Consider the following 26,887-nt stretch of genomic DNA (forward strand, 5'->3'; position numbering starts at 1 on the left):
ATGCTCGCGCGGATTGACTGGGGCTGGCGCTGGCTCGGGACTGCGTTCAGCTTTCTGCTGTTTGGTATTGGTGGCGTCTTCTTAAGCCTGGTGGTTTTCCCGTTGCTGCGTTTGATTCCCGGCAGTTCGGAGAAGCGTCAGCGGCGCGCGAAAAAAGTAGTTCACCGCACCTTCCTGTTCTATATCCGGCTGATGCGTTTCCTCGGCGTGCTGAGTTATCGGACGGAAAACCTGGAAGCACTGAAGGGTGCGAGGCTGGTGCTGGCGAATCATCCCTCATTGCTGGATGTGGTTTTTCTTATCGCCTTAATCCCCAATGCCAACTGTGTGGTTAAGGGGCGCCTGTTGCGTCACATCTGGACCCGAGGGCCGATTATGCAGGCGGGATATATCCTTAATCATGATCAGGAGGATGTGATCGAACAGGCCAACCGCGCCATGGCGCGCGGCGACACTCTGATCGTTTTCCCCGAAGGTACAAGAACCCAGCCTGGCGAGCCCCTGGCGCTGCGCCGCGGGGCCTCCCAGGTTGCTGTGCGCTGCAACACCGATATCACCCCGGTTATTATTCACTGCGCGCCAACCACGCTGACCAAGCAGGATCGCTGGTACCAGGTGCCTCGATCCCGGGTTCGTTTTCAGATCAGTGTAAAACCGCTAATCCCTGTTGCGCCGTTTGTAGAAAATACGGTGGCGTCACGCGCGGCGCGCTCACTGACAAGACATTTAACTGAATATTTCAATCAAGAGGTTTCGCTCCATGAGCAGTCTGCACCTGGAACTCAAAAAAATGATTATCGACGTGCTGGATCTGGAGGATATAACGCCTGACGAGATCGTCGATGCAGATCCGCTGTTTGGTGAAGGCTTGGGACTGGATTCCATTGATGCACTGGAGCTTGGCTTAGCAATTCAAAAGCGTTACGGCGTTAAGTTAAATGCCGATTCCGAGGACACTCGAAAGCACTTTGCCAGCGTCAATGCACTGGCTGAACTGGTTGCGGCTGAAGGAACCCTGAGCGGGGAGAAGTAATGAAGAGCACTGAAGAAATCTATGAGCGTATCCGCAATATCCTGGTGGAGCTTTTCGAGGTGGATGCCGCAGAGGTAAAACCCGAAGCCAACCTTTATCAGGATCTGGATATCGACAGTATCGATGCGGTCGATCTGATTGTTGAGTTGAAAAAGATCACCGGCAAACGGATTCAGCCCGAGGACTTCAAGTCCGTGCGCACAGTGCAGGACGTAGTTGTCGAGGTCGATAAGCTGGTTAACGGAGACGCGGTCGCCTAAATGGGCAAAGTGTTGTTGGTACTGCTGTCGGTGCTTTACCCGGCGCTGGTCTATTTCCTTATCGACCGGGTGCAGCCGGGCTGGTTTTTATCGCTGATGTTCGGCCTTCTGCTCTGGCGTGCCATTGCCAGCAGACAGCCGGCTGAGCGTTGGACATTGGTGGCAGCAACCCTGCTGCTGGCGGTGCTCTCGTTGATCCTGCCTGCAGAGCAGAGCATGAAGCTATACCCGGTGCTGATGAGCCTGGCGATGCTGTTGCTGTTTGGGTCGAGCCTTATCAAGGGACCCACATTGGTTGAACGCATCGCTCGCCTGAAAGAGCCGGATCTTCCGCCCGAGGGGGTCAGATATACGCGTCAGGTTACGCGGGTATGGACCGTCTTTTTCGCGGCGAATGCGACCATTGCCATGGCGACGGTGTTATCCAACGACGATCAGCTTTGGGCGTTATACAACGGCCTTATTTCGTATCTATTGGTGGGTATGCTGATGCTGGGCGAATTGTTGGTCCGGCGTTGGGTCAGGGAGAAACAGGGATGAGTAAAGCGGAGCTGGCCAATGACTGGATTGCCGCACTGTTGGATAGGGATAGCGACGACGTTATCGCGGTAGACCGGGGTGTACCGTTTAAACGTGCCCAGTTTAATGACCTGGTCGATACCTGGTGTCGCGTGGTACAGCAGCAACCCTCCGGCAAAACCTGGGTGTTGTACAACCTGGACCCGGTGGAGTTTTCGGCACAGCTGCTCGCGCTCTGGTTCAGCGGGAAAACCGCCTGTATTCCCGGCGACAACCTCGTGGGCACTCAGCAGCGTCTGGCACCGCGAGTCAGCGGCGCGCTGGGGGATTGGGAAGAAGCCCTTTCGTTTGATTCGGCAGCGGCCGAGGCAGCGTGCTCCTATCAGCTCCCGGCCCCGGATGATGTGGTGATCGAGGTCTATACCTCCGGTTCGACCGGGGAGCCCCAGGCGATCACCAAAACGTTGGCGCAACTGACGGCTGAGCTGAAGGCCCATGCCGGTATCTGGCCGTACCGGCCCGACGAAGTGGTTGTGTCCACCGTCAGCCATCAGCATATCTACGGTCTGCTGTTCCGTATTCTGCGGCCACTCTACGATGGCGCCCCCTTTGAGAGGCGGCTGTGCCATTTCATGGAGGATCTGCAGCGCGTTGCAGGGGAGTACCGCGCCCATGTACTGGTGAGCAGTCCCTCCCATCTGCAGCGTCTGCCTGAGTCCGAAGCGTTCAGCCTGCTGGCCGCGAGCTGCCGGCGTATCTTTTCCTCGGCGGCGCCTTTGGCGGCTAAAGCCAGCCTGGCGGTACAGGCCCGATTGAAAACCGACGTTATCGAGATCTACGGCAGCTCCGAAACCGGTGGTATCGCCTGGCGAGTGCAGGACGATTCTGGGGATGCTCCCTGGATACCGTTACCGGGAATACAGGTACGTGCCAGCGAGGAGGGGGTGCTTGAACTCTCATCCGGACATCTGCCCAGTATGGACTGGGATACCCTGGCCGATCGAATCGAGTGCGGGGAAGGCGGCGTTTTCCGCCTGAGAGGCCGTGCCGACCGTATCGTCAAGGTCGAGGGGAAACGGGTGTCGCTCACGGCGATGGAAGCATTCTTGGAAGCTGTCCCAGGGATCGACAAAGTAAGAGCAACGGTACTGCAAAAGGGGCGTGAGGAACTTGGCATTGTGCTGGAGCTGACCGATGCCGGGCAGGATGACTATCAGCGTCAGGGACGGCAGGAATTTATCAACGGGCTTAAACGTCTGTTGAGCGATAACTTTGAAGCGGTTGTGATTCCACGTCGCTGGCGGGTGGTGGATGAGCTGCCCTGGAACCGCCAGGGCAAAGTCACCCAGCAGGCGCTGCAGGAGCTGTTTAATGACAAGCCGGAATGAGCAGGCTTTGGGAAACGAAGCCCAGATTGAAACGGGCACCGTAGAACGCCCGGAACTGCTGGCTATTGAACCGCAGGATCAAGGGGTAAGGCTGCGTATTCGGCTGCCTGAGGAACTGATCTATTTTGACGGTCATTTTGATGCGGTTCCTATCTTGCCGGGTGTGGTCCAGTTGCACTGGGCGCACCAGCTTGCTTGTGAACATCTGGTTCAGCTGGAACAGTTTTCAGGCATGGAGCGGGTCAAGTTTCAGAGCCTTGCCCGCCCTGGCGATGAACTGAATCTGCAGCTTGCCTACGACCCCGAGCGCGCGCGTTTGAGCTTTAGCTACAGCGATGGCGATATCCAGTACTCCTCCGGCAGACTCTGTTATGCAAAAGGGTAAAATGCGTTTCGCGATATTGATTCCCGTCTACGACCATGAGGAGGCGATCGGGCCGACGCTGCGTTCGGTACTCGCATTCGGTTATCCGGTGCTGCTGGTCGATGATGGCTCAGACGCGCCTTGTCGGGACGTGCTGCAGGCGCTGGAGCGGGAGCACCGCGCGCAGGTATCCCTGTTGCGGCTCGAGCAGAACAGTGGCAAGGGCGCTGCGGTTAAAGCGGGTCTGACGGCGCTGGAATCTCAAGGTTTCACCCACGCGGTGCAGGTGGATGCGGATGGCCAGCACGATATCGAGCGACTGCCCAACCTGGTCTCCAGTGCAGAGCAGTCGCCCGAGGCGTTGATTACCGGATACCCGGAATATGATGACAGTGTTCCCCGTAGCCGTTACCTGGCCCGCTACCTGACCCATGTATGGGTCTGGATCAACACACTGTCACTGCAGATCAAGGACTCCATGTGCGGCTTTCGGGTCTATCCAGTCGCTCAGGTGAACCTTGTACTCGACGGGGCGAATACGGGCGATCGGATGGAGTTCGATACTCAGGTACTGGTGCACTGGTGCTGGTCTGCGCGACCTATTATTAATGAACCGGTCAGAGTTCACTATCCGCTCGATGGCGTCTCTCACTTTCGCCTGTTTCGCGACAACGTGCTGATATCGGCCATGCATGCCCGGCTCTTCTTCGGGATGCTGTGGCGCCTGCCGCGTTTGCTGGGCAGGAGACTCGCTGGTGGATAAGCGCTCGCATTGGGCCAGCATCAATGAGTCCGGAACGCTGCTCGGTATGAAAATTCTGCTCGGCATCTATAGGCTGTTCGGGCGAACCGCCTTTCGTGTCGTGCTATGGCCGTTGATGGTTTATTACTACCTCAGCCGCTCTGTTGCGCGCGGAGCGTCCGGGGAATATCTGCAACGGATGCGCGCTCAGGTGCCAGAGCAGCTGCCAGCGAAGCTGGCGGGCCTGAGGCACTTCGTTACTTTTGGCGAGTCGATACTCGACAAGTTCCTCGTCTGGATGGGGCGCATAAGCCGTGAGGATGTGAGCTTCGAAGACGAAGCGGCGATCAGCCAGCTTGATAAAAGCAGACAGGGTGGGCTAATCGTTGTATCCCACCTCGGTAACATCGAAATCTGTCGCGCGTTGGCTTATCACCTGCCCGATATCCGCCTGACAATTCTGGTGCATACGCGTCATGCCGCCAAATTCAACGCATTGCTGGCCAAGATGGCGCCGGAAGCGCCCATCGATTTGATGCAGGTAACCGAAATGACTCCGGCCACGGCGATGCTGCTCTCAGAGCGGGTCGAAGCGGGGGAGTATGTGGTGATTGCCGGAGACCGTACTCCAGTGAACGGAGAGGAGCGGGTATCCCGAGTGAATTTCCTTGGCGCGCAGGCGCCTTTCCCGCAGGGGCCGTTTATTCTGGCCAGCCTGCTGCGTTGCCCCGTGTTTCTGATGTTTTGTTTGAAACAGAAAGAGGGGTATCGAATCTATCTCGAGCCTTTCGCCGACCGGGTTGAGCTGCCGCGTAAAAGCCGTCAGCAGGCGCTGGACACCTGTGTCCAGCAGTTCGCGACCCGGCTTGAGCATTACGCAATGAAAGCCCCTTTGCAGTGGTTTAACTTCTTCCCGTTTTGGGGTGAGCAGCCGGTCAGGTCCGACGCCGGGCCGGAAATGGATGAGAGCAATGGATTCGGCCATAAGTCGTGACCAACTATCTCTGCCGGTTGACCGCCGAGATACTGCAGTACGGAGAACCTCCCCATGATTAGCAAAACGGTCGAGATCGAGATCCCCTTTCATGATGTGGACATGATGGAGGTGGCCTGGCATGGCCACTATGTCCGTTATCTGGAAATCGCCCGCTGTGCGTTGCTCGATAGCATCGATTACAACTATCCGCAGATGAAAGCGTCCGGCTACGCCTGGCCCGTGATCGATCTGCATATCCGCTACGCCAAGCCGCTGAGGTTCCAGCAGGTTATCAAGGTGGAGGCGAAACTGGTTGAGTGGGAAAACCGCCTTAAGGTCGCTTACACCCTTCGTGATAGCGCGACGGGCGAGCGCCTGACTCGGGGGCATACCGTTCAGGTTGCTGTCGAACTTGAGAGCGGGGAGATGCAGTACGTGTCGCCGCCCGTACTGTTTGAACGCCTGGGAGTGACGCCTTGAAACGTTTTCTGCTGATCTGCCTGCTGCTCTGCCTGCCCTCACTCTCCCATGCATTGGATTTTGAAGAGCTGGGGGAGTACGCCGAGTCCCCTGAGACTCTTAAAGGGGAGTTTACCCAGACCCGTTTTCTGAAGTCCCTGGATGCCTCGATCACCTCAACTGGCACTTTCAGCTACGAGAAAGGCGGGGAGATCCGCTGGACCACGCTGGAGCCGTTGGCGTCGGAATTGATTCTGACGCCTGAGGGTATTCACAGCGATGACGGCAGCCTGCCGGAAGATAAAACGCCGGTTATGAAGATGATCAGTGATATCTTCTTTGCGCTGTTAAGTGCGGACTGGGAAGCGCTGGAACAGCATTTTCGCATCGAGGGCGAGCTGGTTGATAACCGCTGGCAGGTGGTGCTGTTTCCGCGGGAAGAAACGTTGGCTTCTGCGATACAGCAAATCGATCTGGCTGGCGGGCGCTACCTGACAGCAATGGACCTGCATGAGGCCGGCGGCGACGTGGTGCATATTGAGCTGAGTGATCTGCAGCCGTGATAAAAGGTTGGACTCGCGCTGCGGCACTTGGCTGGGCACTGGTACTGGTTTCTGTCTGCCTGCTGGCCTGGCAGCAACGCCAGGCGGTCGATACGAGCATTCTCTCACTGCTGCCCCATTTCGATGCCAAGCCCGCGCGCGAAAAAGCGCTGCAGCGCCTTGATGAGGATTACTCCTCACGTCTGCTTCTGCTGGTACAGCATGAGCAGGCGGACCGTGCACGGGATGCAGTGGACCGGATCGTGCGTCGGCTGCAGAACCAGCCGCGTATCGCCTCTGTTGACTGGCAGATCGATGCGCGTCGGCTGGGGCAGGTGAACTCCTTTTACACACCCTGGCGCTACCAGGTCCTGGCGCAGTCAGTTCGCGAAAGGCTGGACCGGGGAGAAGAGGCTGAGCTGGTACAGGCGGGGCTGAGGCGTCTACTCAGTCCGATGGGGGCGGGCGGTATCGATCCGGTCGCCGATCCATTTGCGTTGCTGCCCCAGTACCTGGCCGGGCTAAGTAACGATACCGTGGTGGCTGATCGCGGCTTGATGCGGCTCAGTTCCAAGGAAATACCCACTTACCTGATATCGGCCCGACTGGATGGCGATCCGTTTGAGCTCGGTCTGCAGCAGTCCCTGGTCCCTGAACTGCAGCAGATGCGCAGTGAGTTGTCGGCGCAGGGTGGGCGCTTGCTGATATCCGGTGTTGTTCTGCATGCTGCCGAGGGGGCTAAGCAGGCACGGTCGGAGATTTCGACCATCGGTCTGGTTTCGGTAATCGGTGTGGTTTTGCTGGTGCTGCTGGCGTTTCGCCGGATCAGCGCACCTGTTGTCGTTCTGGTACCGGTGGCGGCGGGCTGCCTGTTCGCCGCCGCCATCACTTCATTGATCTTTGGCCGACTGCATCTTGTGACCCTGGCTTTCGGAGCCGGGCTGGTAGGCGTATCGGTGGATTACGCGCTGCACTACATGGCTGCGCGGGAAGCCGCAGGCAGGGCGTCGGTGCTACCCAGGATAATTGCCGGGCTGGCGCTCGGCGGGGTCTCAAGCCTGCTGGCCTATGGCGCTCAGGCGCTGGCGCCCTTTCCAGGGTTGCGGCAGATGGCCTGTTTCGCGGTGGCGGGTCTTACCGGAGCCTGGCTGGCGGTGGTGCTTTGGTTCCCGGTGCTGTTGAAGCCAGCACAAGGCAGCGATCTTGCGGCTGCCGCGCGGCTGGTTGACCTGGTTAACCGTATCCCTCGTCTGACTGCCGGGTCGGCTGCCTTCTGTACCGCATTTCTGTTGTTGGTTGGTGCTGTGCTGCTGGTTACGGGCACTGCCAGGGATGATCTGCGTCTGCTGCAGACCTCGTCTGAGCAGTTGCTGGACGAGGACCAGGAAGTGCGCGAGATACTCAGTCTTAATAGCAGCTACCGTTTCTTCATCGTGACGGCGGAGAATGCCGAGTCACTGCTGCAGCGGGAAGAGCGAATCAAGGCTTCGCTGAGTCCGCTGGCGGATGCGCAGCCGGGCTTTAAATATTCCGCATTAAGTGACTGGGTGCCCTCGCAACAACGGCAGCAGGCAAACCTTGACCGGGTCAGAGGTCTTTATAGCCATCAGTTGCCATCCTTTTTTGATCGTATCGGGCTGTCACAGCTACAGGCGCCTGCTGAGCAGGCATTGGCATCCGCGGCAGGGGATTACCTCAAGCTTGATGACTGGCTGCAATCACTGCTGGCGGATGCTGCCTCCGGTCTCTGGCTTGGAGGTGTGGACCAGGGTGTGGCCAGCATGATTCGTCTCTCCGGCAGCGACAGACTCGACGGCGAGGCCCTGGCATATATCGCCAACGGCGTTGAGGGTGTGTTCTATGTGGACCGGGTAGCCGACATTTCCGGCTTGCTTGGCAGCTATCGAGAGCAGATCAGTTACTGGGTTGCGGCCGCTTATCTGCTGGTGCTGGGAGCTTTGGCGTTGCGTTATCGCCGGGCAGGCTGGCGTGTAATCGCGCCGCCTCTGCTTGCTGGTCTGCTGGTTGCGGGCATATTGAGCCATCTGGGTGGCGGTTTGAACCTGTTCAACCTGCTGGGCTTGCTTCTGGTGCTCGGGGTCGGTCTGGACATGGGGATTTTTCTCGCCGAAGGGAAAGGCGATTCCCACACCTGGCTTGCCGTCACCCTATCGATGCTGACCTCGCTGTTAGCCTTTGGTTTATTGGCGTTTAGCGCCACACCTTTACTTCATCACTTTGGCCTGACCGTGTTACTGGGCCTTGTTTTTGTCTGGTTCTTGACCGCCATTATGCGACAGGAAAACCCCTTAAAGGAGCTTGGGTAGTGAACAGTTCGAACGGAGTCGTGGATCTGCTTGTCATTGGCGCCGGGCCTTCCGGTGCCGTGGTTTCCGCCATGCTGGTACGCCAGGGGTATCGCGTGGTTGTGCTGGAAAAAGGGCATTTTCCCCGTTTCTCGATCGGTGAAAGTCTGCTGCCGCAGTGCATGGAGTTTCTGGCCGAAGCGGGAATGAAAGAGCGGGTCGAGGCTGAAGGGTTTCAGTTTAAAAACGGGGCTGCCTTCGCGTTCGGTGAGTGTCGCGACGCTTTTGATTTCACCGAGAAGTTCAGTCCGGGTCCGGGGACTACCTTCCAGGTCCCCAGGGCTCGCTTCGATCAGGTGCTGGCCGATGAAGCCCAACAGGTGGGAGCCGATATTCGCTACGGCCATGAGGTCACCGCCATCGAACGCGACGGCGCCGTCTCCAGGCTGAGTGTGGTTACTGATGCGGGTGAGAGTTACCAGATAGAAGCGGGCTTTGTGCTGGATGCCAGTGGTTTTGGTCGGGTAATGCCGAGGCTGTTGGGCCTGGATCGTCCATCCGAGCTGCCGCTGCGCAAATCGATCATGACCCATGTGGAAGATCGTATCGATGATCAGGAGTATGACCGCAATAAAATTCTGATCACGGTCCACCCGCAACATCAGGATGTCTGGTTCTGGCTTATTCCTTTCAGCGACGGTCGTTCTTCCGTCGGCGTGGTGGCGCACAAGGAATTCTACGACCGCTATGGCGAGGATGATGCCAGGACGCTGAAGACACTGATCGGCGAATCGGGCTGGCCTGCCGCGTTGCTGGCGGGAGCGGAGTTTGACACCCAGGTCAGGAGTCAGGTTGGCTATTCGGCCAACGTCAGCCAGCTGCATGGTGATGGCTTCGCGCTGCTGGGCAACGCCGGTGAATTTCTCGATCCGGTATTTTCCTCCGGGGTCACCATTGCCATGAAATCAGCCTCCCTGGCTGCCAAGGCGCTGGATCGCCACCTTCGGGGGGAATCAGTGGATTGGAATACAGACTACGCGGAGCCCTTGATGCAGGGGGTGAATACCTTCCGGGAGTTTGTGCTGGGCTGGTATGACGGTCGGCTCCAGGATGTGATCTTCTCTGCGGAGAAGAACGCTGAGGTTAAGAGGATGATCAGCTCCGTTCTGGCCGGTTATGCCTGGGATACGCAGAATCCCTATGTCAAAGACCCCAAGCGGCTCAGTACCCTGGCCGAGATTTGCAGGGCGCGTGCATGATTCGGGTTTTGCTACTGAGCGCGTTGGTGCTGTTGGCCGGGTGTGGTGTCAAACCGACGCGGCCGGCGGTGCCGGATCTGTTACTGCTGCCGATGGCGGCCTACGATGGACCCCGTCAGCTGCTTAAGCAGCAGGTGACGCTGGAGAAGTCCGGCCGGCAGGTCAGCGCGCTCAGCATATTGAGACTCGACGGGGAGGAACTGCAGGGCACTGTGCTGATGGCATCGGGGCAGCCCGTTGTTGATTACCGCTACTCGGATGAGGGTTCGCTCAGCATCAACTGGCGCGCCGAGGTGCCGCTGCCGGTGGCTGAAATGGTGGCGCTGATGCAGTTTTCGCTCTGGCCGGAGGCTGCGTTGCAGGCCTATCCGCAATCGGCCAGCGGCTGGAGCGTCAACTCGGGGCCGGGATATCGGCAGCTACTCTGGTATGATCGCCCGGTCGTCAGCCTGGAGCAATCACCGGCCGTGACGAGCATAGTGCAGCATGAAAAAGGTTATTCCCTGCAAATCAAGGGGATAGGGCAGGACGGACCATGAACAACTATTGCTATCTGAATGCTGTCGGTACGGTTTCTGCCGCGGGGGCATCGGCCAGCGAGAGTCTGCAAACAATCCTCAGTGGCGAGGATTCCCTGACGCTGTCGGCGCGAACGCCGGAGTCGGAGCCAATCCCGCTCGGGGTTTGCCGGGCCGCATTACCCTCGCTCGACGGGTTCGATAGTCGCTGGCAGTCGCGCAACAACGCCCTGGCGTTGGCGGCACTGGAGCAGATAGCAGCAGAGGCAAACGCTTTGGTTGAGCGTTTCGGCGCTGATCGGGTCGGTGTGATCATCGGGACCAGCACCTCCGGTGTGCTTGAAACCGAGAGGGACATGAAAACAGCGCATGAAACGGGACAGTTGCCCGACTGCTTCGACTATCGCCGTCAGGAGATGGGTCAGGCGGCCGAGTTCATCGCTCACTGTTTGGGCGCAAAGGGGCCTGTTTATGGAGTTTCTACGGCTTGTTCCTCGGGCGCAAAAGCTCTGGCCTCGGCGCGGCGACTATTGAGGGCGGGTGTCTGTGACGCTTTGATTGCCGGTGGCGTCGATGCATTATCGGAGTTGACGGTAGGCGGCTTCAGCGCCCTCGAAGCGGTCAGCCAGCGGCGCTGCAATCCATTCAGTGCCAACCGCGATGGCATCAACGTTGGTGAGGGCAGCGCGCTGTTTCTGTTGACGCGGGAGCCCGGCTCCATTGCGCTTCTCGGCGTAGGGGAGGGTTCGGATGCGCATCATATTTCCGCTCCGGACCCGGAGGGTGCCGGCGCTGCGCGGGTAATGGCGGCGGCTCTCAAAGATGCGGGTCTGCAGCCGGAACAGATCGGTTATATCAACCTTCATGGAACAGCGACGCCGCTGAATGACCAGATGGAGGCGAGAGCGGTGAACGGGTTATTCGGTCCGCAGGCGAGTGTGAGCTCCACGAAACCCTATACCGGGCATGCCCTTGGCGCCGCAGGTGCCATCGAGGCGGCTTTTTGCTGGCAGTTGCTGCGTGAGGCGAGCAAGGCTGAAACTGAGCTGCTTCCGCACTGCTGGGACGGCGAACCGGACGCGGAACTGCCCCAGGTTAATCTGGTTAAACCGGGTAGCCTGGCACGCCCCAAGTATGTGTTGAGTAACTCTTTTGCCTTTGGCGGCAACAATATTGCGTTGGTTTTAGGGCGGATCGATGAAGCAGAAGTTTAGTATTGACGAGATTGTGCCTCAGTCTGGCACGATGAGTCTGTTATCGGATCTGGTTGATCATGGCGATGGCTGGATCGAAACATCGGTAGCCATCGAAAGCTGTTCTCTGTTCTGCACTGAAAAGGGCGTGCCCGCCTGGGTTGGAATTGAGTATATGGCTCAGACCATCGGCGCTCACGCCGGGCTGCAGGAACGCCTTAGCGGCCGGGAGCCTGCCATCGGCTTTCTGGTGGGAACCCGCCGCTATAGTGCCGAAACCTCTTTATTTTCAGTCGGGCAGCAGCTGAGCGTTTATGCTGAGCATTCATTTACCGCCGATAACGGCCTGATGGTGTTCGATTGCAGGATTGCAGAGGCGGGTCGGTTGCTGGCCGAGGCCTCATTGAATGTGTACCAGCCGGATGATGTAACAGCTTATGTGTCCGGTGAGTAGTTTAGGGAAAGGTAAGGGATGAGTAACGCGATTTTGGTCACGGGCGCGAGCCGTGGTATCGGTGCCGCCATAGCGCTCAGGCTGGCGAAAGACGGCTTTGATCTGGTGCTGCATTGCCGCTCAAGTCTGGCTGAGATGGAAGAGGTTGCGGAGCAGGTGCGTGGTCTCGGACGCCAGGTGCGAACGCTGCAGTTCGATATTGCCGACAGGGAGAGCTGTCGCGCCCTGCTGGAAGCCGATATCGAAGCGCATGGCGCTTACTACGGTGTGGTCTGTAACGCCGGGCTTACCCGTGATAATGCGTTTCCGGCGTTAAGCGATGATGACTGGGACAGCGTGCTGCGTACCAATCTCGATGGTTTTTACAATGTGCTGCACCCTGTTGTCATGCCGATGATCCGCCGGCGCAAGCCGGGCCGTATCGTGGCGCTGTCGTCGGTGTCCGGTGTGGCGGGTAACAGGGGGCAGGTGAACTACAGCGCCTCCAAGGCTGGTATCATCGGTGCGGCGAAGGCACTGGCGGTGGAGCTGGCCAAGCGCAAGATCACCGTCAACTGTGTGGCGCCAGGGCTGATCGATACCGGGATGACCGATGACCTGCCAATAGAAGAGATTCTCAAAGGTGTGCCGATGCAGCGCATGGGGCAACCGGAAGAGGTGGCTTCCGCGGTCAGCTTTCTCTGCTCGGAAGATGCCGGCTATGTAACCCGGCAGGTCCTCTCTGTAAACGGGGGGCTGTGCTGATGAAACGTGTGGTCGTCACTGGAATGTCCGGTGTATCCCCAATAGGTAATAACTGGGCAGAGATCCGCCAGCGCCTGGAAAGCGGTAAAACCGGTATTGTCGCTATGGATGAATGGTCTGTCTATGCTGGCCTTAATACGCGACTGGCTGGTCCCGTTCAGAACTTTGAGGTTCCCCCGCATTACAAGCGTAAGACGTTACGGAGCATGGGCCGCATCGCGCAGATGGCGACCGTCGTGAGTGAAGAGGCGCTGGATAAAGCGGGTCTGTTGAACGACCCCGTACTGACCTCCGGCATGACCGGGGTTGCTTATGGCTCATCCGCGGGCTCTTTTCCTGCCATCGCCGATTTCGGCAATATGCTGCTGAACTATTCAACCGATGGTCTGAATGCCAACTCTTATATCAAGATGATGGCGCATACCGCACCGGTGAATATCGGTGTTCACTTTGGTCTTCAGGGCCGAGTGATTACCACTTCCAGCGCCTGTACTTCCGGTAGTCAGGGCATAGGCTACGCCTACGAGGCGATCAAACATGGCCAGCAGCAGGTGATGCTCGCCGGTGGCGCCGAGGAGCTTTCCCCCACCGAGGCCGCGGTCTTCGATACACTCTACGCCACCAGCGTTCGCAACGATGAACCGGGTAAAACGCCGCGCCCCTTTGATGCCGGTCGGGATGGCCTGGTCATCGGTGAAGGCGCCGCGACACTGGTACTCGAAGAGCTGGAACACGCGCTTGAACGAGGCGCACCCATCTTTGCTGAGGTGGTTGGTTTCGGTACCAACTCCGATGGTGCCCACGTCACCCAGCCGTCGCCGGAAACGATGGAAGCCGCCATACGTCTTGCTCTGCGGGATGCACAGCTCGAGCCGGAACAGATCGGCTATATCAGCGCCCATGGTACCGCCACCGATCGCGGAGATGTGGCGGAGAGCAAGGCAACTGCCTCGGCGTTTGGTAACAGCACGCCGATCAGCGCTTTCAAGAGTTATACCGGCCATACCCTGGGTGCCTGCGGCGGGCTCGAGGCCTGGACCTCAATCGAGATGATGAACTGCGGCTGGTTCCACGGCACCGCAAATCTGGAGCAGATCGATCCGGAATGTGCGGATCTGGATTATCTGACCGGTACAGGCCGCAACATCGATACGGAATATGTGATGAGCAACAACTTCGCGTTTGGAGGTATCAACACCTCGCTGATCTTCAAACGCTGGGTGGTCTGAGAAGAGCGGGGCTGGTTACAGGGCTCGCCTTCCAGAGAGCTCGGTGCCTCACAGGAAGAGGGCACCGAGCTCTCTGAAACTTATCCGAAAGCTCTCTGGAAGTAGGCGGACGCCTGAACTTCGATCAGCTCCTCGACCAGCTCCCTGATTTTCTCTTCCGCATCGATGAATTTACCCAGATTGGCACCGCCCCAGGTTGCATCATATTCAGCCTTGCCGACGACGCTATTTCCGTTGTAGATGGTGATTTCAGCCTGGCGCATATAGAGCGCGAGATCCCAGGCCCAGTGTGCGGAGTAGCGAGCAAGCCATTGGCAGCTGTCAGACTCACTTTCCCGAATCACTTTATGTTTAATGCCCTTATCGTTTAGGGCGCCCCTCAAAGCCTTGATGAAACCCTGGCGTACATCCGGGTTCTCGACCACGCACAGTTCTTGTGCTTTGGGTATGTCTGTCTGTTCTACATTCTGTTGGATAGAGCAGCCGGCGAGAGCCAGGGTAAGCGTGAGAGCGGAAAGAGCTTTGTACTGCATAAGGGGCCTTCCTTGCATATAGATAATTTCCGGTCGGCAAGTGTAGCTTTAGTACAACAGTCTCGTGAAGGTTAAAATTAGAGAAATTGCATAATGCCCCCACTGACGTCTTTGGTCAGTGGGGGAGGGGCGATTATTGGTTGCTCAACCAGATGCTCTGATAAGGCGCCAGGCAGATGGTGGCGCAGCGGTCTGTGTAGACCTCACCGCCGATCAGGTCGGTCCAGTGACTGGCGGTGGGCAGGTTCACTGAGGCCAGGGAGACCTGCTGAGGCCGGTTAGTGATGTTGTTGATCGCAAAGATATGCTGGCTGCGATCGATGCTCTGGCGCCAGAGCGCCACGATCTCGTCACCGAGCTGCAGTGAATATTGCGAGGCGTTGGGGTGGAAGGCGCGTTGCTTGCGACGCAGGGCGATCAGCTCCTTCAGACGGTTGAACACCCGGGCGTGGTGGCTCTCCTCATCGGCGAGCTTTTCCTCCAGCTGATCCGCATCCCACTGATGGCGGTTGATAGCGCGGTTGTGCTGGGACAATTCGACGCGGCGGTAGTCGTTTTCGGTGGCCAGGAAGCTGTGGATGTAAAACGCCGGCAGCCCCTCCATCGCCAGCATGATGGTGTGAGCGCAGAGGAAGCGCTCTATCTGGAAGTTGTCTTCGCCGGCCTGGGTGCCGCGCATGGCATCGAACAGCGCCACGTTGATCTCGTAGGGGCGCATCTGCCCGGTGGCCAGGCTGCGCCAGGACACCTTGGCGCCGAAACCTTCCAGCGTGCGCACCAGCTGGTTTACATCGTATTCACTCAGCAGACCTTCCACCGGCCGCAGGCCGATACCGTCATGGGAAGCGATAAAGTTCAGGTAGCAGGTACCTTGCTGGGTGGGCGGCATGGTCATCAGCCAGCTGCGCAGGGCGTAGCTGTTACCGGTGACCAGAGTATTCACCAGCAGCGGTGGCAGCGAGAAGTTATAGATGCTGTGCGCTTCGTTGGCGTTACCGAAGTAGGAGAGGTTCTCCAGGTTCGGAATATTGGTTTCGGTGATGATGATGGCACCAGGCGCGGCGTGCTCAATCAGCAGACGCAGCAGACGGATCATCTCATGGGTCTGCGGCAGGTTGATGCAGGGGGTGCCGAGCTCCTTCCAGAGAAACGCCACCGCATCCAGGCGGAAGATGCGTACGCCATGGTCCAGGTATTTACGCACGATGCCGGCAAACTCCAGCAGCACGTTGGGGTTGGCGAAATCCAGATCCACCTGGTCGTGGCTAAAGGTACACCAGACGTAGCGGGTGCCGTTGATGGTCTCGACCTCTTTTAGCAGCGGCGAGGTGCGCGGGCGTACCACCTGGGAGAGGTCCTGGTCCGGCGATGACAGCCGGAAGTAATCCTGGCCCGGGTCCTTGCCGGCCTTGAAGTTTTCGAACCAGAGACTGCGGCTGGAGCAGTGGTTGATCACCAGGTCCGACATCAGGTCGAACTCACCGGCGATCGCTTCCACGTCACTCCATTCACCCAGTGAATCGTTGACCTCGGCGTAGTTGATAACGGCAAAGCCGTCGTCCGAACTCCAGGGGAAAAACGGCAGAATATGAACCGCCGACACCGATCCGTGCAGGTGCTCGTGGAGGAATCGCTTCAGGGTCTCCAGCGGCTTTTTCCCCTCCCGTACCAGGCTGTCACCGTAGGTGATCAGCAGCACGTCCTTCTCGCTCCACAGGTTTTCATGGGGCGCAGGCGGCTGGCAGCGGCTGGTCAGTTGCATGGCGTTTAGCAGCTGCTCGCCCAGCAGCTCGTTGTTGCTGCCCGGGTAGATGAAATCCAGGTGAGCCAGTACCCGCTGGCGCAGGACGTCGAGGTCGGACTGGCTCATGCAGAAAACTCCTTGGTGTCGGCTTCGACGGCGTCGATAAGCATATCGAAGATATCCGGTATGGCGCTGATGACGCGGTTCCAGGAGGGTATAAACGGCGTTTCCATCGGCTTGCTGAGAAAGTCTTCGCCGGCGCGCATCACGTTGCGGGCGAACATCTCCACGGCCAGCTCTTCATTGTGGATGTCGAAATCCAGGCCGTTGATCAGGGCATCGTTGCGGTAGGTCTCGACAAAATCCAGCGCGATACGGAAGTAGGTTGCCTTCAGCGTGCGGAAGGTCTCGGTGTTGAATACCACGCCCTGGGTGGCGAGCTTGCGGAACATCGACTTGCTGATATCGATCGACATCTTCGACAGCCCCGCCTCAGCGTTTTCCGATGACATCGGCTGGTGTTTGTGGTCGTAGGTGCGGGCGATATCCACCTGACAGATACGGTTGTGGGAGTAGTTGCGGTTCATCTCCGACAGCATGCCCACTTCCAGGCCCCAGTCACTGGGGATGCGGATATCGTTCATTACATCGCGGCGGAAGGAGAACTCGCCCGCCAGCGGATAGCGGAACGAGTCCATGAAATCGAGATATTCCATGGGGCCGACCACCTTTTTCAGCGCGCGGATCAGTGGTGTAACCAGCAGGCGGCTGACGCGGCCGTTGATGCGGCCATCGGCGACGCGTGCGTAGTAGCCCTTGCAGAACTCGTAGTTGAAGTTGGGGTTGGCCACCGGGTAGATCAGTCGGGCCAGCAGGCCGCGGTCGTAGGTAAGAATGTCGCAGTCATGCAGCGCTACGGACTCGCCGCGACCGGTCGCCAGGGCGTAGCCGAGACAGTACCAGACATTACGCCCCTTGCCGGGCTCGCGCGGCGCCAGGTCCAGGTCGTTCAACTGCTGGTCGATGGCGCGCAGGCGCGGGCCGTCGTTCCAGAGTACGCGGTGGTGCTGGGGCAGGCGGTCGAAAAACGCCAATGCCTTGCGGTACTGCTCTTCACTGGCCCGGTCCAGGCCGATAACGATCTCATTCAGGTAGGGGACTTCGCACAAATCGTCCAGTATGCGCGGCAGTGCGGGGCCTTCCAGTTCGGAGTAGAGCGAGGGAAGCACCAGGGACATGGGCCTTCGGCGCCCGTAATGGGTCAACTCTTTTTCCAGCTCCTCGACCGGTCGGTCACAGAGGTTATGCAGGGTGGTGATTACACCATTCTGATAAAAGTCGCCCATACTTTTCTCCTGTACGCGGCTTAACTTATTTGGCAGATGTCCTTATTCGACATCGAATCTGTCCAACAGGGTCTGGATCACTTCGTTCCAGCCGGCCGGTCCCGCGGCTTTGCTGTAGATCACTTCGGGGCCTTCAACCTGGGGTGTTCTGCCTGAGGGGTTCGCTATGATGACGGCGATATCAGCGGCATTGAGCATCGCTTCGTCATTGTGACTGTCGCCCAGGGCGATCACCGTCGGGGTATCGCCGAGCACCGGGCGGTATAGCTGTTTGAGCCGTTCCAGCGCAGCGCCTTTGTCCGCTTCTGCGCCCAGTACGCTGAGAAAGCGCCCACCTTGAAGTGCGTGCAACCCCTGTTGTCTCAGCAGCTCAATGAACTCCCGCTTTTTTTCATCGCTGTCTTTCCACAGCAGCGCTTCGCTGTAACGTCGCTGCGACGCGGCAAGCGCCTCCTCCGCAGTCAGGCCGGTGTTGGCGAGGATCTGTTCGGTGCTCCAGTCGCCAAAGGCTTCGAACTGGAAATCCTTTCGCAGGGGCGCAAGGGTTTTATGCACTTCGTCTATGGGTACGCCCAGAGGCAGTTCCACAAACCCCTCGTCGTAGCTGGCTTGATCGGCGTGCAGATGAATCTGCTGCTCGGGAATACAGATGGCGGAGCCGTTCTCGATGATAAAGGGATCGCTACTGTCGAGTTGGCGGCGCAGAGCAATGAGTTCAGCGCGGGTCTTGCTGGTGTTGGGCACAACGGGAATTGCTGCTGCCCTGCAGCGTTCCAGCGCCGGCCTGGCGGCCTCAAAACTGTAGGTATGGTGATCGAGAAGGGTGCCGTCGAGATCGGTGACGATCAGCAGCGGGGGAGGGGTGGTTATCTGTATAGTTTCGGTCATGGGGTTTTCACCGGCAGCCTTTTACAGGCTGGCAGCTGGTCTCCTGACGGTTTGTTGTTCAGAGAGTTAAGCGATCTTTGTGCCAGATGGCACAAAAATGGCGCTTCCCCCACTGTTTATAACAAGTTCGATGGATAAGTCACACCGGGTACCAAAAACCGCCGGTGCCTCTTTCCGGGGCCGTGAACCTGTCCTGTCATTCTGGTGCACTGGGATGGTGCGTTTTCTGGGGGCTGCATTCCTGGGCGTTTGCGTATTGGCTGAGTAATTACCCCCTGAGTTTGGTATATTCCCGCCCTTGGCCAAAGACTTACACCATCAGGGAGCAACATGTCGCCTTACAATCTTCTTCAGGAAATAGACGCAGCACTGGAAAGCCTTAACCGTTCGGAACGGAAGGTGGCCGACGTCATTCTTGCGGATCCTCAGGCGGCGACGCGTGCATCCATTGCGGTGCTGGCTCGGGCGGCGGATGTCAGCGAGCCCACAGTCAACCGTTTCTGCAAACGCTTCAATACGGCGGGCTTCCCAGATTTTAAGCTGCACCTGGCCCAGTCATTGGCCAGTGGCGTGCCCTATGTCACCCGCAGCGTAGAGCCGAGTGATACCGCGGAACGTTACACGCCGAAAATTTTCGAGGCGACCATGGCCAGCCTGTCGATCGCCAAGGAGCGTATCGATCCCGCCGATGTGAATCTGGCGGTTGATCAGCTGATCCAGGCAAAGCAGATCAATTTCTTCGGCCTCGGTGCCGGTGGCTCCATTGCACTGGATGCTCAGCACAAGTTTTTCCGCTTCAATATTCCGGTCGTTGCATACGATGATGTGCTGATGCAGCGCATGGTTGCTGCAGCGGCGACCACCGGCGATGTGATTGTGATCTTCTCCAACACCGGACGAACCCGCGACCTGGTGGATATCGCCCGCCTGGCGCGAGAGGGCGGCGCTACCGTCATTGGCGTGACGGCGCCAGGATCTCCGCTGGCGGAGCACTGCAGTGTCGTGCTGGGTGTAGAGGAGCCGGAAGACACCGATAACTATATGCCGATGATTTCACGCATCATCCATCTGGTCGTCGTCGATATTCTCGCCACCGGCGTAACGATTCGGCGTGGGCCTGATTTCCAGTCTCACCTCAAGCGGATCAAGGAAAGCCTGAAGGAAACCCGCTACCCGCTGGAGTGATTTCCGCACCGCGACGCCTCCACCTCTGGTATGTTTCAATATCTGCACTGTAAACAGCAGAGCCTTGAATAACTCAAATAACCAGCGGAGGGAGCATGTCATCAGTTATCGTCAACAGCCACACCACGGCCGATGGCCATCGTGTTATGGAAGTTGTGCTTAATGCGGAGCGTTCGCTGAATGCATTGAGTCAACCGATGATCGAGCAGCTCTCACCGCGTCTGGCCGAGTGGGCCGATGATGATAGCGTCCGCGCGGTGATACTACGCGGCGCCGGTGAGAAGGCTTTCTGTGCCGGCGGCGATGTGGTTAGCCTGCATAACCAGATCAAGGATGGCGACCTGGGTGCCCCCAGGCGCTATTTTGAGGCGGAATACCGCCTCGACTACCAGCTGCATATGTTCCCCAAACCGATCATCTGCTGGGCCGACGGCATCGTGATGGGCGGTGGTATGGGGCTGATGAACGGATGTAGCCACCGTGTAGTGACCGAACGTTCTCATCTGGCGATGCCGGAAGTCACCATCGGCCTGTTTCCCGATGTCGGGGCCAGCTGGTTTCTAAACCGCCTGCCGGGAAGGCTGGGGCTGTTTCTGGCGCTCACCGGAAACCCTGTGAATGCGGCCGATGCGCTTTTCCTGGGACTGGCCGACCGTTTTGTCTGTAACGACCGTTACCAGGATCTACTGACACTATTGATAGAGGCCAGCTGGGACAAACTCAGCGCCGATACCGTTGTCTCAACCGTATTGCGGGGGCTGGAAACCGACTCAGAGGTGCAGATGAACCCGCACTCACCGGTGCAGGATCATTTCGACCTGATTCAGGATATTACCGACCAGCCGGATATCCCGGCGCTGGTCGAGGCGCTGTTGGCCGCAGAGACCAATGACAAGTGGATGGAGCGGGCGCAGGCTTCGGTAGGGCACGGCAGTCCGCTGTCGCTGTTTATTATCGAACGGCAATTGCGCAGTTGCCGTTACCTGTCGCTGCGCGAATGTTTCGCGGCGGAGCTGAACCTGGCGGTACAGTGCGGCCTGCACCGGGAGTTTCCGGAAGGTGTCCGCGCGCTGCTGGTAGACAAGGATCGCACCCCGGCCTGGACGTTCACCTCGGTGGGTGAGGTTGATCCCGAGGCGGTGGAGAAGTTCTTTATGCCACTCTGGGACGAAAATCCGCTGCACGACCTGCCGATGCCAGAGCTGGCGCCGCTTTAAAACGCCGAGCTGAAAGAGAATTGAGTGGGTGAGGCGGCACGGTAAGATTTTTGCAGCTAGAGGTAGATAGCGATAGTCTCACTCACTTGATACCCGCGCGGCTTGGCAGGAGGCTGTTCAATGGATAGTCAGATAGATAGTTCAATGAATAGTCAGATAGATAGTTCAATGGACGGTTTGATGGATAGTTTAATGGATCGTCCAATAGACAGTTCAATGGATCTAACCAGACGATGATGCGGCGCGGCTCTCTGTGGGTTTCCCTGCTGTTCACTCTGCTGCTGGCGCTTTCTCCTTGGGAGTCGGCCCTGGCGGTTGAGTCCTGCGCACAGCCTGACGGCATGCAGCCGGTCGCGAGCGGCATTCACTGCAGTGACGCCGGCAGTACCTGTCACGGCGGCCAGTTATCCAGCTGTTGTCAGGTGCTATGTTTGCTCAAGGCGCGTGCGCTGCAAAGCCTGCTAACGCCGGTCATTCCGCTGTCAGGGCACTGGCAGTTGGGTTTTCAGGAATCTCCGCTACCCGGCCATAACCGGCCATTGCTTCACCCTCCTGCTGGTTGAATCTCGTCAGTAACGATGTTCAGCCTTTAAAAGATCAGGAGATTTTATTGTGACCAACCCGACAGAAGCACAGTTAAATACGGAATTTATTCTTAAGCGTCGCCTTAAACTGCAGCAGCCCGCACCGGATCAGCAGGCGCTAAAAGCCGAGCTTGAAGCGTTGACCGGCATGGCGGCGGTTCAGTGGCAAAATGAACGACAGCTGGAGCTTCGCTACGACGCATCCCAGCTGCAGGTTGATCAGGTTATCGAGCTGTTCGGTCAGTCGGGTTTAAGCCTGCAGCAGGGGCGGCTGGCACGGCTGCGTCTTAACTGGTATCGCATGACCGATCGCAACACCTGGGACTCATCGCGGCATGTTCCGCACTGCTGTAATAAATCGCCCAAATAGAAGCCTGAAGTCCGCGGTATTTTAAATCGGATTGCAAAACGCCACATAATTGGATGCTCCGTTTCCAGCGGGAGCATCCGCTTTAAAAGCCGGACTGGATGAAATTACGGCCAGAGTGCACAACCTGTGAGAAGCCGTAATAAAAGGCTTCAGTGTTGGCGCACTAGTCGCTACACTAGGATTTCTCTTATCTCAGGCGACACTCCCGTCGCCGTTAGGATTCAACATCTCTTAACACATGAAAGAAGACGATATTACTGCCTATCTGCAGCAGTTTTCGCTCGATCAGCTGGAAGAAATTCAGCAGCTGGTAGAGAAGAAAGCAGAAGAAAAGAAACGTCGCCAATCGGAACGCGTGCGCTCACACAGCAGTTTCCCGCCCTCGCCACCCAAGGACATAGCTGCACTTGCAGAAGCTGCAGACCTGGACATCAGTGGTTTGATGCGGGATATCGGTCGCCGTAAACGCTGATTCATGCGTCACCATACTGCTACGCCGCAACGGACAGTCTGATCCGTTGCGCAGCCTTGTATCGCTCACCTTTTTTCAGTCTGTGCGTTTTGCGACAAAACGGTTCGTTTTGTCTTGTTGTTGGTTTTTCAACCTTAGTGACAAAACCTTAAGTGGCTGAAATATAAGAAAAAGCTTCGTGGAACGAGGTTTGCACCTGTCTAACTGACAATCCAGTTGGATTACAGGGGTAAACCAGATGAAGCACGCTAAGCGCAAGGTCGTCATTAACGACACCACGCTGCGGGATGGAGAACAGACCGCAGGGGTGGCCTTCAATGCGGAGGAGAAAATCCGCATTGCCGCTGCGCTTGCCCACGCCGGTGTACCCGAACTGGAGATGGGTATTCCCGCCATGGGGGCGGCAGAGCGTGAGGTGATGCGCGCCATCGCAGCGGAAAACCTCGGCGCCCGGCTGATGGCCTGGTGTCGGATGTGTGATAACGACCTCTACTCCGCTCTGGGTACCGGGGTCGACCTGGTTGATCTTTCCGTGGCTGCGTCCGATCAGCAGATTGCGCACAAGTTGCGTCGCGATCGCGCTTGGGTTTTAGAGCAGGTCGACCGCCAGGTGCGTAAGGCGCTGGATCTCGGCTTTGAGGTCTGCCTTGGCTGCGAGGATGCCTCCCGCGCCGATCTCGATTTTCTGCGCCAGATGATCGCCGTGGCCGAAAAGGCCGGCGCCCGGCGTATCCGCTACGCCGATACCCTCGGTATTCTCGAACCTTTCACTGTCCTCTCCCAGATGCAGACCCTCAGGGCGCATACCGATCTTGAGATCGAAATGCACGCTCATGATGACCTGGGTCTCGCGACCGCCAATACCCTGGCCGCCGTCATGGGGGGCGCGACCCACATCAACACCACCGTTAACGGTCTCGGCGAGCGTGCCGGCAATGCTGCGCTTGAAGAGGCTGTGGTGGGGTTGCACCAGCTCTACGGTATCAATACTGGCGTCGATATCGCCCAGCTGTCGAGTCTCTCCAGTCTGGTGGAGCTGGCCTCTGGTCGTGCCGTTCACTGCCAGAAAAGCGTGGTGGGCAGCCATGTTTTCACCCACGAGTCGGGGATTCACACCGACGGTCTACTGAAAGATTTCCGCAATTATCAGGGGCTCGATCCCGTCCTGCTCGGCCGCTCTCATGAGCTGGTGCTGGGCAAGCACTCGGGAACGAGCGCCGTAATCCACGCCTATGCACTGCTCGGCATCAACCTGGCCCGCGAAGACGCCAGTGGAGTGTTGGAGCAGATCCGCGATTTTGTTACCCGTACGAAAAAGGCTCCCACTCCCGCGGAGCTGCAACAGCTGCACTTGAATACTCTTAACGCTGAAGGAGGACTTCACTATGAAGCCGGAAACTGAACGCACCGAAGAGAACAAACGTCATCAGGCTGAAGACCAGCATGCGGCGGCGATGAAACGCCACCTGGTGCTGAGTGGATTTGTCATGGGGCGCTGTGTGCCTGTGGCTCACCCCGTCCATCGCCGTCCCGGCAAGTAAGGGCGCTGCCATGAACGCCGGTCTCAACACAGCTCCGATGGTGAAAAAGAGTCTCTTCGCCACCTGGAAAGAGGATGTCGGGTGCGTCTTTCAGCGCGACCCGGCGGCCCGTAACAGGTTTGAGGTGCTGACCACTTACCCGGGAGTGCATGCCGTGATCATGCACCGGCTGGCGCACCGGCTCTGGTGCGCGAACTGGCGTTACCCGGCGCGGCTGATCGCCTACATGGTGCGGTTGCTGACCAACGTGGATATTCATCCCGGAGCCAAGGTGGGTGACCGGCTGTTTATCGACCATGGCGCCTGCGTGGTGATCGGTGAGACGGCGATTGTCGGCCACGACGTGACGCTTTACCACGGCGTGACACTGGGCGGCACCAGCTGGAACAAGGGGCGGCGTCATCCCACGCTGGGCGACCGGGTGCTGGTGGGCGCCGGGGCCAAGGTACTGGGGCCGATCACTATTGCCAATGACGCCAGGGTCGGAGCCAACTCCGTGGTGGTTCAGGATGTGCCCGAAGGCAGCACCGTGGTGGGGATACCGGGGCGTATCGTCTCGGATCAGCCCGCCAACAGCGGGGAGCACGGCATTAACCTGAATCACCACCTGATTCCCGATCCGGTGGGCCGGGCGATTGCCTGTCTGCTGGAACGGATCGACAACCTTGAGGCGCGGCTGGAAAGCGAAGGGCGTCTTGAGCCGGACTACCAGGCCAGTTTCTACAGCAACTGTTCGCCGGCGAGCGACATCTGTGAGAAAGATTGCGCCGGTGGTCAGAAACACTTTTCCTGAGGAAGACTGAGATGGACCTGCACGATTTCGACGTTAACGATCTCTACTTCGAAACTCCGCCCGACGCGAGCGTGCTGGCCCTGATTGAGCAGGCCTCCGAGGCGTACAGCGAGGGTGGAGCGGAACCCTTTCTTCTCAAGGCCCAGGAGCTGGCGCCGGAAAACCTGATGGTTCAGGTCGCGCTCTATCGCTTCTACTACTACCAGCACCGCTATGCCGACGCGCTGGATACCGCCGAGTGCGCTATCAACCTTTCAGGACGGCTGTTCGGCTACCGCGGTCACTGGCGTCAGATGACGCTGGAGATCCTCGCCCACGGCATGATGCAGTCATTCAGCATGGTGCGCTTTTATCTGCTGGCGCTGAAAGGCTCGGGGTACCTGCAGCTGCGCATGGGAGAGGTGGAGTCGGGTATCGAGCGGCTCGAAAAGGTGCAGGAACTGGACACAGCCGATCGCCTCAACGTAAGGATGCTGCTCGAGGTGGCCTACAACCGCATGGGAATCTACTCACTGTCACAACGCCTGAGCGCGTAAGGGGGAAGGGTTATGAGCGACTTCGAATTTATTGAAGATCTGGAAGAGCTGAGCTCGGCCGAAGAATTTCTCGAATACTTCGAGATTGAGTTCGATCCCAAGGTCGTGATGGTCAACCGCCTGCACATCATGCAGCGCTACCACGACTATCTGCAAAAGATGGAAAAGGCCGGCAACCTGCCCGCAGAAGAAGCAGCGTTGAAGGACGCTTATCAGCAGATGCTTGGCCAGGCATACCAGGATTTTGTCGAGTCTGATGCGATCACTGAAAAGGTGTTCAAGGTATTCCGCATGCATGAGCCACAGACCACCTTTGTTCCGCTTGATCAGCTGTTGGGGTCCTGAGGCCTATGCGTCCGAGATACGAATACGGCGACTCCGTGCGCCTGATCCGTAATGTGCGCAATGATGGCACCTATCCCGGAATGGAAGTGGGCGAGCTGTTGCTGACACGTGGGGCTACCGGGGTCGTCTATGACGTGGGTACTTACCTGCAGGATCAGTTGATCTATCGCGTCCACTTTCTCGACAAGGACAAGACGGTGGGCTGCCGTGAAGAAGAATTGATTCCGGCGGACGCGCCCTGGGTGCAGAACCGTTTTGAATTCCGCGACAAGGTGCGCGTGCGCTGTACCCTGAAAATGGATGGCGAAGTGATCGCCAGTGCCGGCGATGTGGGTGAAGTCGAGAATGTTCTCCGTGACGGCGATGGCGGCAGCGATATTCATTACAACATCTACATCAACGGACAGGCGATCGAAATTCCCGAGGTGGCGTTGCAAGCCGCTGAACCGGAGGAGCAGACAGATGAGCCTCAGCACTGATAACCCTCATGCGGTTTATGCCCTTTTCAAGCTGGCATGGAGCCAATATGAATGCGCCCCCAGCGATCTGACGGGAGAGCAGGCGAGTGAAGCGGCCGCGCGGGTCGCGCATCAATTGAATATCGAAAGCGCCATTCTTTACGCCGACGAGAATCAGGGGATTGTGGTTCCCGAATCCCAGGTTGAATCGGCGGTGAAAGAGATCCAGGCCCGGTTTCAGAACTACGCCTCGTTTATCCAGGCTCTGGAGCAGGCTGATCTCACCCAGGAGCTGTTGCGCCAGGGGCTGCGCCGTGAGTTGCAGGTCGAGGCGGTACTCGACCGCGCCTCCCTGGGCCAGGTTGAAGTCAGTGAAGAGGATGCTGAGCTGTTCTATTACCTCCATCCCGAGCGCTTTGCGGTGAGTGAAAAGCGCCAGGTGCGACATATTCTGATTACCGTCAACGAGGACTACCGGGAAAACGGTGAGGTCGAGGCGCTGAAGCGGATCAACATGATTCGCGAGCGGGTTGTGGCAAAGCCATCCCGGTTCGAGGAGCAGGCGCAAAAGCACTCGGAGTGTCCAACGGCGCTTCATGGTGGCCTGGTCGGCACGGTGGAGCGCGGCAAGCTGTTTCCCGAACTGGATGCGGTGCTGTTCGCAATGAAAGCTGGCGAAATCAGTGAGCCGGTGCGTTCGGAACTCGGTTTTCATCTTCTGCTCTGCGGTGATGTCGAGCCGCCGCGCCAGGTTCCTCTGGCGGAAATCCTACCCAAACTGCGGCAGAGCCTCGAGGAGCGGCAGCGCTCCCAGTTCCAGCGTCAGTGGATCGCTGAACAGGTTCGTCGTCTGAACACACCGGCCAAGGTGGTTAACGCATAACCAGGG

At 58.1% G+C, this 26,887-nt stretch carries 33 protein-coding genes; 29 read left to right on the forward strand and 4 right to left on the reverse strand.

Annotation, left to right across the window (positions count from 1 at the left end; translation table 11 throughout):
- Genes C4S72_RS00115 through C4S72_RS00190 form a run of 17 tightly spaced genes read left to right on the forward strand, consistent with a single transcriptional unit; the run spans nucleotide 1 to nucleotide 13,986 of the window.
- The gene (locus C4S72_RS00115; protein ID WP_104001064.1) at nucleotides 1-831 is read left to right on the forward strand and encodes a lysophospholipid acyltransferase family protein; all 831 of its coding nucleotides are present in this window, start codon (nucleotides 1-3) and stop codon (nucleotides 829-831) included.
- A complete protein-coding gene (locus C4S72_RS00120; RefSeq protein ID WP_456085535.1) occupies nucleotides 791-1,033 on the forward strand; it encodes an acyl carrier protein in 243 nt (80 codons plus the stop codon). The genes C4S72_RS00115 and C4S72_RS00120 overlap by 41 nt, the downstream gene beginning before the upstream one ends.
- On the forward strand, nucleotides 1,033-1,293 hold the full coding sequence (locus C4S72_RS00125) for an acyl carrier protein (protein WP_104001066.1): 261 nt from the start codon (nucleotides 1,033-1,035) through the stop codon (nucleotides 1,291-1,293). Before C4S72_RS00120 ends, C4S72_RS00125 begins: the two co-directional genes overlap by 1 nt.
- Entirely contained in the window at nucleotides 1,294-1,833 is a 540-nt protein-coding gene (locus tag C4S72_RS25700) for a COG4648 family protein (protein ID WP_160115418.1), read from the forward strand.
- Nucleotides 1,830-3,200 carry an AMP-binding protein gene (locus tag C4S72_RS00130; protein WP_160115419.1) on the forward strand — a complete coding sequence of 457 codons (1,371 nt, stop codon included), beginning with the start codon at nucleotides 1,830-1,832 and terminating at the stop codon, nucleotides 3,198-3,200. The genes C4S72_RS25700 and C4S72_RS00130 overlap by 4 nt, the downstream gene beginning before the upstream one ends.
- Nucleotides 3,184-3,585, forward strand: coding sequence for an ApeI family dehydratase (locus tag C4S72_RS00135; RefSeq protein WP_104001068.1), 402 nt, complete (start codon nucleotides 3,184-3,186; stop codon nucleotides 3,583-3,585). The genes C4S72_RS00130 and C4S72_RS00135 overlap by 17 nt, the downstream gene beginning before the upstream one ends.
- On the forward strand, nucleotides 3,572-4,327 hold the full coding sequence (locus C4S72_RS00140; protein ID WP_104001069.1) for a glycosyltransferase family 2 protein: 756 nt from the start codon (nucleotides 3,572-3,574) through the stop codon (nucleotides 4,325-4,327). The genes C4S72_RS00135 and C4S72_RS00140 overlap by 14 nt, the downstream gene beginning before the upstream one ends.
- Entirely contained in the window at nucleotides 4,320-5,300 is a 981-nt protein-coding gene (locus tag C4S72_RS00145) for an LpxL/LpxP family acyltransferase (RefSeq protein WP_235008997.1), read from the forward strand. Before C4S72_RS00140 ends, C4S72_RS00145 begins: the two co-directional genes overlap by 8 nt.
- A gap of 54 nt (nucleotides 5,301-5,354) precedes the next feature.
- The gene (locus C4S72_RS00150; RefSeq protein WP_104001070.1) at nucleotides 5,355-5,762 is read left to right on the forward strand and encodes an acyl-CoA thioesterase; all 408 of its coding nucleotides are present in this window, start codon (nucleotides 5,355-5,357) and stop codon (nucleotides 5,760-5,762) included.
- Complete coding sequence (locus C4S72_RS00155; protein ID WP_104001071.1) at nucleotides 5,759-6,304, forward strand: LolA family protein; 546 nt, start codon at nucleotides 5,759-5,761, stop codon at nucleotides 6,302-6,304. The genes C4S72_RS00150 and C4S72_RS00155 overlap by 4 nt, the downstream gene beginning before the upstream one ends.
- Entirely contained in the window at nucleotides 6,301-8,610 is a 2,310-nt protein-coding gene (locus tag C4S72_RS00160) for an MMPL family transporter (RefSeq protein ID WP_104001072.1), read from the forward strand. Before C4S72_RS00155 ends, C4S72_RS00160 begins: the two co-directional genes overlap by 4 nt.
- Nucleotides 8,610-9,848, forward strand: a complete 1,239-nt coding sequence (locus C4S72_RS00165; protein ID WP_104001073.1) for an NAD(P)/FAD-dependent oxidoreductase — start codon at nucleotides 8,610-8,612, stop codon at nucleotides 9,846-9,848. Before C4S72_RS00160 ends, C4S72_RS00165 begins: the two co-directional genes overlap by 1 nt.
- Nucleotides 9,845-10,387 (forward strand): DUF3261 domain-containing protein, encoded by a 543-nt coding sequence (locus tag C4S72_RS00170; RefSeq protein WP_104001074.1) that lies wholly within the window; start codon nucleotides 9,845-9,847, stop codon nucleotides 10,385-10,387. Before C4S72_RS00165 ends, C4S72_RS00170 begins: the two co-directional genes overlap by 4 nt.
- Entirely contained in the window at nucleotides 10,384-11,580 is a 1,197-nt protein-coding gene (locus C4S72_RS00175; protein WP_104001075.1) for a beta-ketoacyl-ACP synthase, read from the forward strand. The genes C4S72_RS00170 and C4S72_RS00175 overlap by 4 nt, the downstream gene beginning before the upstream one ends.
- The gene (locus tag C4S72_RS00180; protein ID WP_104001076.1) at nucleotides 11,564-12,013 is read left to right on the forward strand and encodes an ApeP family dehydratase; all 450 of its coding nucleotides are present in this window, start codon (nucleotides 11,564-11,566) and stop codon (nucleotides 12,011-12,013) included. Before C4S72_RS00175 ends, C4S72_RS00180 begins: the two co-directional genes overlap by 17 nt.
- Before the next feature lie 18 nt (nucleotides 12,014-12,031).
- Entirely contained in the window at nucleotides 12,032-12,757 is a 726-nt protein-coding gene (gene fabG / locus C4S72_RS00185; protein WP_104001077.1) for a 3-oxoacyl-ACP reductase FabG, read from the forward strand.
- Entirely contained in the window at nucleotides 12,757-13,986 is a 1,230-nt protein-coding gene (locus C4S72_RS00190) for a beta-ketoacyl-ACP synthase (RefSeq protein WP_104001078.1), read from the forward strand. Before fabG ends, C4S72_RS00190 begins: the two co-directional genes overlap by 1 nt.
- Before the next feature lie 80 nt (nucleotides 13,987-14,066).
- Here the strand turns inward: C4S72_RS00190 and C4S72_RS00195 are convergent, their stop codons facing one another.
- The 4 genes from C4S72_RS00195 to C4S72_RS00210 form a co-directional block, all read right to left on the reverse strand.
- On the reverse strand, nucleotides 14,067-14,519 hold the full coding sequence (locus tag C4S72_RS00195) for an Sbal_3080 family lipoprotein (protein WP_104001079.1): 453 nt from the start codon (nucleotides 14,517-14,519) through the stop codon (nucleotides 14,067-14,069).
- Between the two features lie 133 nt (nucleotides 14,520-14,652).
- The gene (locus C4S72_RS00200; protein WP_104001080.1) at nucleotides 14,653-16,389 is read right to left on the reverse strand and encodes a sugar phosphorylase; all 1,737 of its coding nucleotides are present in this window, start codon (nucleotides 16,387-16,389) and stop codon (nucleotides 14,653-14,655) included.
- The gene (locus C4S72_RS00205; RefSeq protein ID WP_104001081.1) at nucleotides 16,386-17,609 is read right to left on the reverse strand and encodes a glycosyltransferase family protein; all 1,224 of its coding nucleotides are present in this window, start codon (nucleotides 17,607-17,609) and stop codon (nucleotides 16,386-16,388) included. The genes C4S72_RS00200 and C4S72_RS00205 overlap by 4 nt, the downstream gene beginning before the upstream one ends.
- Before the next feature lie 42 nt (nucleotides 17,610-17,651).
- The gene (locus C4S72_RS00210; RefSeq protein WP_104001082.1) at nucleotides 17,652-18,497 is read right to left on the reverse strand and encodes an HAD-IIB family hydrolase; all 846 of its coding nucleotides are present in this window, start codon (nucleotides 18,495-18,497) and stop codon (nucleotides 17,652-17,654) included.
- Between the two features lie 330 nt (nucleotides 18,498-18,827).
- Between C4S72_RS00210 and C4S72_RS00215 the strand changes: the two genes are divergently transcribed.
- From C4S72_RS00215 to nifM, 12 genes are all read left to right on the forward strand, one after another.
- A complete protein-coding gene (locus tag C4S72_RS00215; RefSeq protein WP_104001083.1) occupies nucleotides 18,828-19,682 on the forward strand; it encodes a MurR/RpiR family transcriptional regulator in 855 nt (284 codons plus the stop codon).
- Nucleotides 19,683-19,777: 95 nt separating this feature from the next.
- Nucleotides 19,778-20,899 (forward strand): enoyl-CoA hydratase/isomerase family protein, encoded by a 1,122-nt coding sequence (locus C4S72_RS00220; protein ID WP_104001084.1) that lies wholly within the window; start codon nucleotides 19,778-19,780, stop codon nucleotides 20,897-20,899.
- 233 nt (nucleotides 20,900-21,132) lie between these two features.
- On the forward strand, nucleotides 21,133-21,462 hold the full coding sequence (locus tag C4S72_RS00225; RefSeq protein WP_104001085.1) for a hypothetical protein: 330 nt from the start codon (nucleotides 21,133-21,135) through the stop codon (nucleotides 21,460-21,462).
- A 49-nt stretch (nucleotides 21,463-21,511) separates the two neighbouring features.
- Nucleotides 21,512-21,853: a hypothetical protein gene (locus C4S72_RS00230; protein WP_104001086.1), complete on the forward strand. Its 342-nt coding sequence runs from the start codon at nucleotides 21,512-21,514 to the stop codon at nucleotides 21,851-21,853.
- A 238-nt stretch (nucleotides 21,854-22,091) separates the two neighbouring features.
- A complete protein-coding gene (locus C4S72_RS00235; protein ID WP_104001087.1) occupies nucleotides 22,092-22,325 on the forward strand; it encodes a hypothetical protein in 234 nt (77 codons plus the stop codon).
- Between the two features lie 238 nt (nucleotides 22,326-22,563).
- Nucleotides 22,564-23,727 (forward strand): homocitrate synthase, encoded by a 1,164-nt coding sequence (nifV, locus tag C4S72_RS00240; protein ID WP_104001088.1) that lies wholly within the window; start codon nucleotides 22,564-22,566, stop codon nucleotides 23,725-23,727.
- Nucleotides 23,711-23,866: a hypothetical protein gene (locus tag C4S72_RS25705; RefSeq protein WP_160115420.1), complete on the forward strand. Its 156-nt coding sequence runs from the start codon at nucleotides 23,711-23,713 to the stop codon at nucleotides 23,864-23,866. The genes nifV and C4S72_RS25705 overlap by 17 nt, the downstream gene beginning before the upstream one ends.
- 10 nt (nucleotides 23,867-23,876) lie before the next feature.
- Entirely contained in the window at nucleotides 23,877-24,659 is a 783-nt protein-coding gene (gene cysE / locus C4S72_RS00245) for a serine O-acetyltransferase (protein ID WP_104001089.1), read from the forward strand.
- An 11-nt stretch (nucleotides 24,660-24,670) separates the two neighbouring features.
- Complete coding sequence (locus tag C4S72_RS00250; protein ID WP_104001090.1) at nucleotides 24,671-25,195, forward strand: hypothetical protein; 525 nt, start codon at nucleotides 24,671-24,673, stop codon at nucleotides 25,193-25,195.
- 12 nt (nucleotides 25,196-25,207) lie between these two features.
- Nucleotides 25,208-25,540, forward strand: a complete 333-nt coding sequence (nifW, locus tag C4S72_RS00255) for a nitrogenase-stabilizing/protective protein NifW (RefSeq protein WP_104001091.1) — start codon at nucleotides 25,208-25,210, stop codon at nucleotides 25,538-25,540.
- Nucleotides 25,541-25,545: 5 nt separating this feature from the next.
- Nucleotides 25,546-26,019 carry a nitrogen fixation protein NifZ gene (locus C4S72_RS00260; RefSeq protein ID WP_104001092.1) on the forward strand — a complete coding sequence of 158 codons (474 nt, stop codon included), beginning with the start codon at nucleotides 25,546-25,548 and terminating at the stop codon, nucleotides 26,017-26,019.
- Nucleotides 26,003-26,881, forward strand: coding sequence for a nitrogen fixation protein NifM (gene nifM, locus C4S72_RS00265; protein ID WP_160115421.1), 879 nt, complete (start codon nucleotides 26,003-26,005; stop codon nucleotides 26,879-26,881). The genes C4S72_RS00260 and nifM overlap by 17 nt, the downstream gene beginning before the upstream one ends.
- The last annotated feature ends 6 nt before the right edge of the window (nucleotides 26,882-26,887 follow it).

The organism is Marinobacterium lutimaris (genome assembly GCF_900108065.1).
Lineage (GTDB): Bacteria > Pseudomonadota > Gammaproteobacteria > Pseudomonadales > Balneatricaceae > Marinobacterium_D > Marinobacterium_D lutimaris.